Source organism: Vibrio sp. MOR3 (genome assembly GCF_001557775.1).
GTDB classification, from domain to species: Bacteria; Pseudomonadota; Gammaproteobacteria; order Enterobacterales; family Vibrionaceae; genus Vibrio; species Vibrio jasicida.
Genome location: NZ_LNRD01000003.1, coordinates 71,394 through 82,996 on the forward strand (window position 1 = coordinate 71,394; position 11,603 = coordinate 82,996).

9 protein-coding genes and 1 other annotated feature are annotated in these 11,603 nt (G+C 44.3%); of the genes, 2 read left to right on the forward strand and 7 right to left on the reverse strand.

Annotated elements, in window-relative coordinates:
• Nucleotides 1-15: 15 nt before the first annotated feature.
• On the reverse strand, nt 16-2,475 hold the full coding sequence (gene thrA / locus ATB76_RS07695; RefSeq protein ID WP_061035005.1) for a bifunctional aspartate kinase/homoserine dehydrogenase I: 2,460 nt from the start codon (nt 2,473-2,475) through the stop codon (nt 16-18).
• Nucleotides 2,476-2,528: 53 nt separating this feature from the next.
• Nucleotides 2,529-2,648 (reverse strand) — a sequence feature (Thr leader region).
• Nucleotides 2,649-3,088: 440 nt separating this feature from the next.
• Here thrA and ATB76_RS07700 point away from each other — a divergent pair.
• Complete coding sequence (locus ATB76_RS07700) at nt 3,089-3,559, forward strand: hypothetical protein (protein WP_038866336.1); 471 nt, start codon at nt 3,089-3,091, stop codon at nt 3,557-3,559.
• Here ATB76_RS07700 and ATB76_RS07705 read toward each other — a convergent pair.
• Both ATB76_RS07705 and ATB76_RS07710 read right to left on the reverse strand, forming a co-directional pair.
• On the reverse strand, nt 3,556-4,038 hold the full coding sequence (locus tag ATB76_RS07705) for a putative 4-hydroxy-4-methyl-2-oxoglutarate aldolase (protein ID WP_038866333.1): 483 nt from the start codon (nt 4,036-4,038) through the stop codon (nt 3,556-3,558). The two genes, ATB76_RS07700 and ATB76_RS07705, sit on opposite strands and share 4 nt — an antisense overlap.
• 53 nt (nt 4,039-4,091) lie before the next feature.
• Nucleotides 4,092-4,499 (reverse strand): DUF3293 domain-containing protein, encoded by a 408-nt coding sequence (locus tag ATB76_RS07710; protein ID WP_038866331.1) that lies wholly within the window; start codon nt 4,497-4,499, stop codon nt 4,092-4,094.
• Between the two features lie 361 nt (nt 4,500-4,860).
• Here ATB76_RS07710 and arcA point away from each other — a divergent pair, with 361 nt between their 5' ends.
• Complete coding sequence (arcA, locus tag ATB76_RS07715; protein ID WP_038866329.1) at nt 4,861-5,577, forward strand: two-component system response regulator ArcA; 717 nt, start codon at nt 4,861-4,863, stop codon at nt 5,575-5,577.
• Nucleotides 5,578-5,646: 69 nt separating this feature from the next.
• Here the strand turns inward: arcA and ATB76_RS07720 are convergent, their stop codons facing one another.
• The 4 genes from ATB76_RS07720 to ATB76_RS07735 form a co-directional block, all read right to left on the reverse strand.
• Complete coding sequence (locus ATB76_RS07720) at nt 5,647-6,096, reverse strand: hypothetical protein (protein ID WP_038866326.1); 450 nt, start codon at nt 6,094-6,096, stop codon at nt 5,647-5,649.
• 1 nt (nt 6,097) lies between these two features.
• Nucleotides 6,098-8,458 (reverse strand): aerobic respiration two-component sensor histidine kinase ArcB, encoded by a 2,361-nt coding sequence (arcB, locus tag ATB76_RS07725; RefSeq protein ID WP_042605375.1) that lies wholly within the window; start codon nt 8,456-8,458, stop codon nt 6,098-6,100.
• A gap of 220 nt (nt 8,459-8,678) precedes the next feature.
• The gene (locus tag ATB76_RS07730; protein ID WP_061035006.1) at nt 8,679-10,424 is read right to left on the reverse strand and encodes a diguanylate cyclase; all 1,746 of its coding nucleotides are present in this window, start codon (nt 10,422-10,424) and stop codon (nt 8,679-8,681) included.
• A gap of 50 nt (nt 10,425-10,474) precedes the next feature.
• Entirely contained in the window at nt 10,475-11,419 is a 945-nt protein-coding gene (locus ATB76_RS07735; RefSeq protein ID WP_038878188.1) for a TIGR01212 family radical SAM protein, read from the reverse strand.
• Nucleotides 11,420-11,603: the final 184 nt, after the last annotated feature.

An 11,603-nucleotide genomic window follows, 5' to 3' on the forward strand; every position in this document is an offset into this window, starting at 1 on the left:
TTGAACTCATTGCCGTTATACCCCTAACTTCCAACCTAAAGTACGCATCACATCAGAGAATACGCCCGCTGCGGTCACTTCAGTACCAGCACCGTAACCACGCAATACCAGTGGAATTGGTTGGTAGTAGCGGCTATAGAAGGCCAGTGCGTTTTCACCATCTTTAATCTTAAACATCGGGTCGTTTTCATCGACTGCAGCAATACTTACCGTGCATTTACCGTCAACGATTTCCCCCACGTAGCGCAGTACTTTGCCTTCTTCTGCCGCTTTAGCTGACAGCTCTTTAAAGTACGTATCCGCTTCTGGCAGACGCTTCATGAATTCATCAACACTGCCTGAATCATCAAAGCCCGGTGGTAACGCTTGGTCAACAACGACATCTTCCAGTTCTAAAGACATGCCAGCTTCACGAGCAAGGATAAGTAGCTTACGTGCCACATCCATACCCGATAGATCGTCACGCGGATCCGGTTCCGTAAAGCCGTTTTGTTTCGCGATGTTTGTCGCTTCACTCAGGCTCATACCTTCATCTAACTTGCCGAAGATGTATGACAGAGAGCCAGAAAGAATACCGCTGAAGCGCTCTAGCTCATCACCCGCTGAGATTAGGTTTTGTAGGTTTTCGATTACCGGTAGACCTGCGCCTACGGTTGTTTCGTACATCAATTTACGACGAGAGCTGCGCGCTACATCGCGAAGTTGATGGTAGTACGCCATGCTTGCCGTGTTAGCTTTTTTGTTTGGTGTTACGACATGAAAACCTGCAGCTAAGAAGTCTGCATACTGATTCGCAATGGCTTCGCTGGACGTACAGTCAACTAACACAGGGTTGATGATGTGATTACGTTGAACCAATGAAATCAGACGCGCTAGGCTGAATTCTTCAGTTGAAGCAGACATACGGTCACGCCAATGCTCTAGAGGAAGACCTTCACTATCAAGCAGAAGACCTTTGCTGTTTGCCAAACCACACACGCGAATCACGATGCCTTTCTCTGCAAGCTTCACCTGTTGACGTTCGATCTGATCCACCAGCTCACCACCAACGCCACCAATACCAACAACGAATACGTCTAGGAAGTGCTTAGAGTTGAATAGGTTCTCGTGACACGCTTTGATTGCTTCAGAGATTTTGTCTTCAGGAATCACGGCAGAGATAGCACGCTCAGATGAGCCCTGTGCGATTGCCACGATGTTTACGTTCACTTCAGCAAGAGATGAGAAGAAGCGAGAAGCGACACCGCGAGAAGTACGCATACCATCACCAACCAACGTCACAATAGACACATCGTCGATGAACTCGACTGGTTCAAGTAAACCGTCTTTTAGTTCCAACTCAAATGCGTCAGCCAACACTTGCTGTGCTTTGGCTTTATCTTGCGCTTCAATACAGAAGCTGATGCTGTACTCAGAAGAAGATTGTGTGATAAGTACGATAGACACGCCCGCTGATGACATCGCACCAAAGACACGGCTTGCCATGCCTACCATGCCCTTCATACCTGGGCCAGACACGTTAACCATCGTTAGATCATTTAGCGTCGTGATGCCTTTGATATCTAGATTATCTTCGCCAGTATCTTGGCCAATCAATGTACCCGCACCTTGTGGATTAAAGCTGTTTTTGATCAGGCATGGGATATGAAATTGTGCAATTGGTGCGATGGTTTTTGGATGCAGAACGGAAGCACCGAAGTAAGAAAGCTCCATCGCTTCTTGGTAGCTGAGCGACTTGAGTAGGCGTGCATCTTCAACTAGGCGAGGGTCACAGTTGTAAACGCCATCTACATCAGTCCAAATTTCACAGCAATCTGCACGCAAACATGCGGCCAGTACCGCTGCGGAGTAGTCAGAACCATTACGACCCAGAGTTACCAATTCACCTTTTTCATTACCAGCTGTAAAGCCCGGCATGATGCTGACATGGCCTTCTGGAAGCGGGTTTTGGCGGAAGTTCTGCGTAGAGACTTCAACATCAACCATCGCTTCTAGATGATCGCCTTTCGCGTATAGGTACTCAACCGGATCGATAAGATGCGCAGGTTGGCCTTTTGCTTCTAGTACCGCTTTCATCAGTTGAATCGACACACGCTCGCCTTTGCTGATAATGCGTGCGTTGACGTTGTTTGGACACATACCAAGAAGATTAATGCCGTGAACAAATTGACGTAATTGAGAAAGTGAGGTTTTAACTTGGTTATCGAAAGCCGTACCATCCACATTTGGAACAACCGCTTGGATTTCGGAAAATAGCGTTTTAAACGACGCTTCTAGCTCATTGATTTGAAGCTCTGCTTCACCGTTTCGAAGTGCGCCTTCGATCACCGCAACAAGCTTATTGGTCGTTTTACCCGGTGCAGAAAGCACAACGGCAACGTCTTCCTGTTGAGCGTTATTGGCAATGATATCCGCTGCTCTTAAAAAGCGATCTGCATCTGCTAATGATGAGCCGCCAAACTTCAATACTCGCATCCCTTCCTCCGATGTATCTTCTTAATTCTGTCTAAATTTCATTTAAAAAAGCATAAAAAAAGGCCTGTATCTTGTTGGATACAGGCCTTTTTTGTGAATTTCTTTCGCTCAGCAGCCTGCCCCAACATTGGTCGTGTTGGTAATAATAATGGTTGTGGTCATTACTACTAGGCTGTTTGATGGCATAAATAAATATTCAACGATAATTGTGTGTTTGCTTAACTCTACGTTTACCGAGTTTCCGGTACAGAGTCAACAAAAAATTGTCTATTTTCCGGTCTTGTAGTGATTTCCGCTACGCAATGTCTTTGATATTTCAATGTAATTACAAAGGGTTGCGAATTATCATAGTCAATTGAACTTTTTCTCTCTCTACAACGGTCTGTTTGATATAGAAGCAAATAGCGGTGATGACACCTGATCCTCTTCTATCTACATATGATCAAAACATCGATCCTCATGAATACTAATTAACAACAAGTTAACTGTGATCAAGGTTCATAGGATTGAATTAAGTAGAAAATAAGTGAGCTGACTTTCATATTCTATGCTTTAATATTGAGAAGCTTTAAGCACATACTAATAACAAAGTTCGACACAAGGAGTGGTCAACATGAAAAAATGGATTTTTCTGTTACTGTTTGTTGTGCCTAGCATTTGTGCTGCAAATGAGTTGCCACCTCTCCCAGGAAAAACCACAGCTTCCCCACACAAGCTTTTCATTTCTAGTGAAAACTACCATACCGAGAGCTTTGACGTTTGGAATATTGATGGCGGTTACGCGTATGAGCTGTTTGACTCGGTTGATCTTTACGTAGGTGCGCGTGTAAATAATTCACCAACGCAAAACCAAAGTGGCTTTTTGAGTGGGATCAGTTATCACTTAAATGATCGCGTCACCGTTAAAAGTACAGTTCGCTCTTATAAAGCGGAAACGACCGAAGGTATTCGTGAAGAAGACAGTAGCCTCGCTGCCGAAGTTTCAAGCCGCGTAAAAATCACCGAAAACTTAGATCTTCACGCCACTTTAGATTATCAAGATTGGCAACAAGGCTTTGAAGTCGGACTTGGTTTCCGCTTTTAAAAATCCAACGCCTCTTTAGAGATCAATACGCCATTCCAATCCGCATACACGTAATGCTTAGGTTGAACAATTTGGTTCTGCATTGTCAGCGTAACATTCACTTCTCCGACATCACGCTTTTCTGTTTTAAACGGACATGTGCCTAGGGCTTGAACACCAATGTCCATTTGAGAAATCTGAGCTACATCGCGAATCGCTCCGTACACTATGATGCCTTCCCAACCATTTTCGATCCCAAGAATCGCTAATTGATCGCCTAGCAAGGCTTTTTGACAAGAGCCGTGTCCGTCAACAATTAGTACTTTGCCAGTACCATTATCGCTCAGTACCTCGCGAACTTTTGAATTATCATGGTAGCAACGCACTGTGACTATCTCTCCATGAAACGCGGTACGTTGACCAAAATTCTGCAATGGCAGACTCAGTAACGTAACTTGTTCTTCAAATTGGTCACAAATATCTGGTGTTATGTCTCTCATAGTTCCTCCGTGAAATGTCTCACCCGAGCAAAACTCCAGTGAGTAGTATCCTTCTATACCAGTCTGGATTTCATCGAACCAAGCTTGTGCAAAATCTCTGGTTCTGAACACGCTATCAGGTAAAGCTCGTCATCAATGACGTAGTAAATCGCGTTCTGTTGGAAATCTTTTGCCAGCACTATCGCCGCTTCTGGCGTGAGTTCTGCTGCGTAACTTTCTTCAAACCATTCGAATGCCTGATCACCAACCGTGACAGGCACGTGTTTAACGTGGTTTAATTGCTTTTCGAGTTCATGATTACTTATGCAATTCATCTCTTTTGACCGCAAATTACTGTAAGGGTTCCAAGCGGTTATCACTGCGTAGCTTGAAGAGCACCAATCAGTATGAAAACGAAAGAAAGATTCTGAATAAGCATTCCATAACGATGCGTCTATGTTCGTATTACTTTTTTCTATCATAACTCTTAAACGATTAATAACGGTTACATTTCATCAATTGATGTAAATCAACAAACTGAATGGAATTAACATTTGAGCATTGTTAGCATGCTGTTAACAATATAAAATCCGCTCCATATCTTAGGGTGTTTACGTTTCAGGCCCCGCGAAGGCTAGGAAATGAAAGGTAAACAAGCCCTATAGAATAAACGTCGCCATCGGATACTGGTGAGTTGGCAAAATTCCAAGGAAGGCGGATAACTGAAAGAAGTGTTTTTTTGATCAACTTGATTTATTATCAAAATCACATTACCTGTATGTTATATTTTTGCCTAGAATTTATTCTATTAGCACAATTTTGTCACAAATTTAGGTACCGCCAATGCAAACCCCGCAGATTCTTATCGTAGAAGATGAGCAAGTAACTCGTAACACTCTTAAGAGTATTTTTGAAGCAGAGGGATACGCTGTTTTTGAAGCCAGTGACGGTGAAGAGATGCACCAAGTGTTGTCTGAAAATTCAATCAACTTGGTTATCATGGACATTAATCTTCCAGGCAAGAATGGTCTCCTTTTAGCACGTGAACTTCGCGAGCAAGCGAACATCGCACTGATGTTCCTAACTGGTCGTGACAATGAAGTAGACAAGATCCTAGGTCTTGAAATCGGTGCTGATGACTACATCACTAAACCATTCAACCCACGTGAACTGACTATCCGCGCACGTAACCTGCTAAGCCGCTCAATGAGCACTAACGCAGTACAAGAAGAGAAGCGCTCGGTAGAAAAATATGAGTTCAACGGTTGGGTGCTAGACATCAACAGCCGCTCTCTTGTGAGCCCAGCTGGCGATGGCTACAAACTGCCTCGTTCTGAGTTCCGTGCACTTCTGCATTTCTGTGAGAACCCAGGCAAGATTCAAACTCGTGCTGATCTTCTTAAGAAGATGACGGGCCGTGAGCTTAAGCCACACGACCGTACTGTTGACGTGACTATCCGTCGCATTCGTAAGCACTTTGAATCTGTATCAGGTACTCCTGAAATCATCGCGACGATTCACGGTGAAGGTTACCGCTTCTGTGGCGATCTAGAAGACTAATCGCTTCAACACAAACAAAAAGGGCTTGCTCCATGAGCAAGCCCTTTTTTTATCTGAGAAAACGCAATATCAATATACTTTATCGATCTTAATGTGTTTCTCAACCAACCAGCCTTTCTTACCAGCATCATCTAATAACAAAGCTAAGTCGACTGACTTTTCCATATCCGCTTCAATTTGCCAAACAAAGGCGACTTCCCACTGGTTCTCACTATGAGTACGTAACTCAAGCAAGTCACCATCAATTTGCCATTCAGAATCGCCTTGTTTGATGATCAATGAATCCACGGTCAAGTTGGCTGGTAGTTCCTTGTCTGATTTCAAGTACAACGCACCATGTACGTTTTGCTCTTGAACCTCACCAATGGTTGGCATTAGGTTTACCCACAAGTTGCTTTTCAGCTCAACATTCACTTTATTCATGGTGATTTGGCTGTCTTCTTGCCATCCCACTTGAGGAGCAGAACTACAACCAGCAAGTAATGCGATTGCCAGTGCTGCCGATGCAAACTTCTTCATGTTATTTCCTCTGTTCCAACCAACTTTTTAAGACTTGAATGTCATTTTGATATTCATTTTTTATTTCTTCGACCCAGTCCGAGATATTTTCCCACCAAGCAGGCATATCTGGAGATTGTGCCTTCTGTGCAACACTTTGGATGTGTTTAAGACCAATAGAACCCGCGGCGCCTTTGATCTTATGCGCCTCTGAAACAATACCATCTTGGTCTTTCGCCATCATGTTCGAGTCTAAAATCTGAATGTAGTCTGGCATCATGTCTTCGAACATCTTGATACTGTCATAAACAGGTTTCACACCCACGATATCCACGTATGACTCTAGCATATCCAAATCAAGTAAATGGGTATTGATGACGGGCGATGGGGTCGGTGTAACATCCTCAACGAGCTCAGGCTCAACAACCTCTTCCTCTTGGTTATCAATACGATTAACGAAGAACTTATCAATCACTGATTGCATCGCTTGTACCGCAAGTGGTTTGCTGATTGCATCGTCCATACCATTGTCTAAGTATTCACGACGATCTTTCATCACATTCGCTGTTAGTGCTACTAATGGCGGCAAGTTGTCGTAATGCTCACGGTAGTACTTAGCCACATCAAAACCTGTCATGTCTGGTAGTTGTATATCCAGCAACGCTAAGTCATATTCGTCTGGTACAAAGTTCACCAGCGCTTCTTCACCTGTCATGGCAACAGTGACGGTATGTCCCAAGCTTTCAAGCAGTGACTTGGCAACAGTAATGTTCAGTTCGATATCTTCTACCATAAAGATATTTAGATGCACTTTATCTCGCTGAGCATCGATAACAGGCTCTTCCAATTCAACAATCGGAACGTGAATCGAAACGGTAAAGGTACTACCGAAGCCCTCTTCACTCGCAACAGTAATATCGCCATCCATCATGTTGATAAGCTGCTTAGAAACCGCCAAACCAATGCCAGTACCAACCGCATGAAGGTTGTCTTTGCCTGACTTCACTTGGTAGTACATCGCAAAAATCTTATCCAGCTCTTCTTCAGGAATACCAATGCCAGTGTCTTCTACTTCCATGATGATGGTCGCGTAGTCGTCTTCGACATCTGCGCTGACTGTCATGACGACGCCACCTTCTTTGGTGAACTTCATTGCGTTGCTAACCAAGTTCCAGATAACCTGACGCAGGCGGGTCGCATCCACTTCAATCGCTTTTGGTAATGCGCTCAAGCGTTCAAGGTCGAAACGCAACCCTTTCTGCTCCGCCATCAGAGCAGAGATACTTTCAATCTCTGCTACAAAATCCTCAAAGTTCAATGGTGCAGGCAGCAGTTCCAATTTACGACGGTCGAATTTATCCATATCGATAATGTCGTTGAAGATGTTGCCCAAGGTAATGGCACTGACGTTAATGGTTTGCATGTGCTTACGCTGCTCTTGCGTTAACTGACTATCGAGCAACATTCGGCTCAAACCAACGATGCCATTCAATGGCGTGCGCAGTTCATGACTGATGGTGGAAATAAAGGTGGTCTTGTCACGGCTGGCTTTTTCTAGCGATTCTTCATGGCGTTTACGTTCGGTAATATCTCGTCCAAAGCCAACCAGACCAAGGTGACGGCCATCTTTACTGTAGAAAGGTACTTTGCGCAATTCGAAGTAGTGCTTGCGACCATCTGGATATTCAAGCCATTGCTCGTAAGTGATGGCCTGATTGTCTGCAAAGACCTTTTGGTCGGTATCAACGATGTGCTCGGCCACTTCTTTGCTGTAAACATCCCATGGGCTTAGGCCCACCAATTGATGCTCTTTCTTACCAGTGAGTTCTTCCATTGCTCGGTTACAACCAGAGAAGACACCATCGGCGTTACGGTAGTAAATCAAGTCTGGAGATGCATCAATAAAAGAGCGTAAAAGTGCGGTACGCTCGGCAAGCTCTAACTGAGTGCGTTCACGTTGGAATACTTCGTTCTCCAAATCTTGCATGGCTTCTTCGCGCGCTTCTTCCGCTTTAATGCGCTCTTCAATTTCTTGATTGAGCTTTTCAATGTTCTGCTGCAATTGGAAGTTCAGTTCTTGGTCACGCGAGCGCATGTCTTTCAGCTTAGAGACTAGTTTGGTCAATCGTTGACGAGATTCTTCTAGCTGATCAACAACAACGGAAAGAAAATACACCGCCCAAGGGGTAATAAGCAGACCAAAGAAAACAGAACGAACAATATCAATATCGTCGACGTTCCCTTTCAAGGCGAGCGTAATACCAACTTGCACCACAACAGCCAGTGCCACCAGCGCTAAGGCCAGCAATATAGAGAAACGGACAATCCCCAGCTTAACCAATAGGTCAACATAGTACTGGGCGAGGTTTTTCATGGGCTTCATTCACTACTCCATGGAACAAGCTAGATATCGAACCCTGACAGTTAGAGAAGTTAAAACAGTGAAGATATTTCGAGCTGTTTTAAGTTTGGCAATACACATTGGCGAACCAGCGAAGCTTCAGGGCTAGCAGACACCTCACACCATGTATGGGCAGTTTAACGTGTTTAATACGGTGATTAAAACCGCCTACTCTCAACTTAGAGCAAGCGGTCACAAAGCGTTAGCAAGAACTTGGATGAACACTGGTTCGATCACGACCATCGGCCTTCGCTTGGTAGAGTGCACTGTCTGCCATCGCGACCCCCATTTCAGGTTCATCGCCGTGCTGAGGAATGTAAGAGACAAAGCCGATACTGACTGTCAATTGAGCAAAAGCTTCTGAACAGCAATGTTCGATGCCGAGGTCATGAATGCGTTCATGTATCCGCAGAGCGACTTTTTGAGCCCCTTCCGTCGTGGTATTTGGCAAGATGAAAGCGAACTCCTCACCACCATAACGAGCAACACAATCAGAAGAACGACTAACCACCTGCTGGAATACCGATGCCACTTTAATTAGCGCCTCATCACCTTGTTGATGGCCGTAGCAGTCGTTATAGCGCTTAAAGAAGTCGATATCACATAGCATGATACACAGAGGTAGCTTCTCTCGAACATGATGGTACCAAAGTGTATCGAGTTGCTCGTCAAATCGGCGTCGGTTTGCGACTTGAGTTAGGCTGTCTAAGAAACTGAGTTTCTCCAACTCCAAGTTGGCTTCTTCCAGTTTCTGCTCCGCAAGATAACGTTCAGAAATATCGCGAGCCATGATCAGCACACCATTGGTACCAGAAGCTTTATCTTTAAAGGGTGACTTCACCACATCAAACCATGTGTAATAACCGTCGGTACTGGTCACTTTGTCGATATAACGCACGGGGTGAGTTTGCTGTAAAGCCTGAAGATCACTGGCTTCTAGGCGGATGTAAATATCTTCAGGGATCACATCTTGTAGACGCTTTCCAATTAGGTCTGAAACATCTGGAATCCCTAGAGCATTCACAAACGGCTTATTACACGCTTGATACACCATGTTTTCATTGAAGATACCGATCGAATCTGGACTGGCGTCCAAAATGGTCTGAAGAATGGTGTCACGTTGAGCCAGAGCCACTTCCGTATCTTTACGACGCTCCATTTCATCACGTAAGTTTTGCTGTATCTTATGCCATTCAGTTACATCATGGCTAATTGACAGCGTCCCTATCATTTCCCCAGTTTGAGACACTAGTGAATTCTGATTCACTTCTAGCAAACAACTGCGTCCTTGAGGATCCGTTGTCCAACGACGGTCACTTTTTCTAGCAGACATCGAACTGGATTTTGAAGTGCATGCTTCGTTTTCTCGACCTTGCCAAAATTGATCAAACGCGCGGTTAGTGGTCAGTACTTTACCTTGTTGATCTTGCAAACAAATCAATTCAGACAACGAGTCCAAGGCAGAACGAGCAATGTTTAGTTGGGCCAGTTCTTGTTGCTGATCTTTCTGGGTCATTTGATGACTTTGAGCATACAGAATCCATACTCTTTGCCTACGCAGTAAGCTCTTTCGACCAGATAACTCAACTTTGATGCTTTCACCATCGGATAAACGCCAGTCAAAAATTTGCTGGCGAAATTGTCGGCTTGAAAAGCTATCAAGCAATACGACAAGTTCATCTAAATTAAATGAAGCCGGATAAAGAAAACCAGAACCTAAAGGACGAATAGCCAATAGTTGCATCGCGGGATGGTTAGATAACAGAAGCTGCCCATGGTTAGCATCAACCACAAGCACAGGATAAGGAGAATCAGTAACAACGTACTTTAAAGCGGTTTGAAAACGTAAATAAATTAATGTAACGGCAACGGCAAACACGAAAAAGAGCAGGACTACAAATTCGTAGTTGCCCCACCCATCCCATAACCAATCGAGTAACTGATCCATTTTTCCGACCTTTAATGCAAATCGGGAAAAATATACCAGTTATTAATCGATCAATCTGCCTTTAATTCTGGCTTACTATAGATGAAAGGGTCACCATTCAAACTGCCCTGAGCCCCCTCGCGATCCAAAGCTCTTCCTATCTCTGTCATCGCTAGCCAACGGTTTTCACACCACAACGGGGAGAGCAATGTTGGGCGACGTGCAGCCGAAGAGACACGATGATAAATCACCTCTTTAGGGGTCATACGGATCATTTCACTGGCAATCGCTACATACTCTTCCAATTCTGGAGCTTCTAGTTTTCCAGCACGCCATGCCTTTGCCATCGTGCTACCATCAACAATATGCAAGCCATGCAACTTGATGCCATCAGTGCCTACTTCAAGGACTTTACGCAGTGTTTCAATGTTATCGCTGCGTGTTTCTTTTGGTAAGCCAACAATAAGATGAGTACATACTTTGATACCTAGCGCACGAGCGCGTTTGGTGATATCAGCATAGCATTCAAAATCGTGACCTCGGTTGATTCGCTTAAGTGTGTCGTTCTTGGCAGTTTGAAGGCCCAATTCCAACCAGATCTCATAACCTTGATTGACATAATCCGACAACAGATCCAATACGGCATCAGGAACACAATCTGGACGAGTGCCTACACACAACCCCACGATGTCAGCGGCCTTGAGAGCTTCTTCATACATATTTTTCAATACCTGCACTTCCGCGTATGTGCTGGTATAGGCTTGGAAGTAAGCAAGGTACTTTTTCGCACGGTGGATCTCTCCCGCACGATCTTTCAATTGATCATGAATGCTTTTGATCTGGACTTCTTCATCCGCAAAGGACGCGACATTACAAAACGTGCAACCACCTCGACCAATGGTGCCGTCGCGGTTTGGGCAGCTAAAGCCACCATGTAAAGTCAGCTTATGGACTTTTTCGCCGTAACGACGCTGAAGGTCTTGACCTAGTGTGTTGACCAACTCATGTAACTGCATAGATTCTCACCAATCGTAAACCGTAATAAATCTCACTACGATCTATGTAAATAAATTACATCCCTGCAAGAAAAAACAAATAATTCTAGTCAATTCAAACAAGAGCATAATGGTTTGAAATCAATAAAACTGCATAAAACCAACCTAAAAGCAGCCATGTTGCGCAATTGTTAAACAAAAAGTG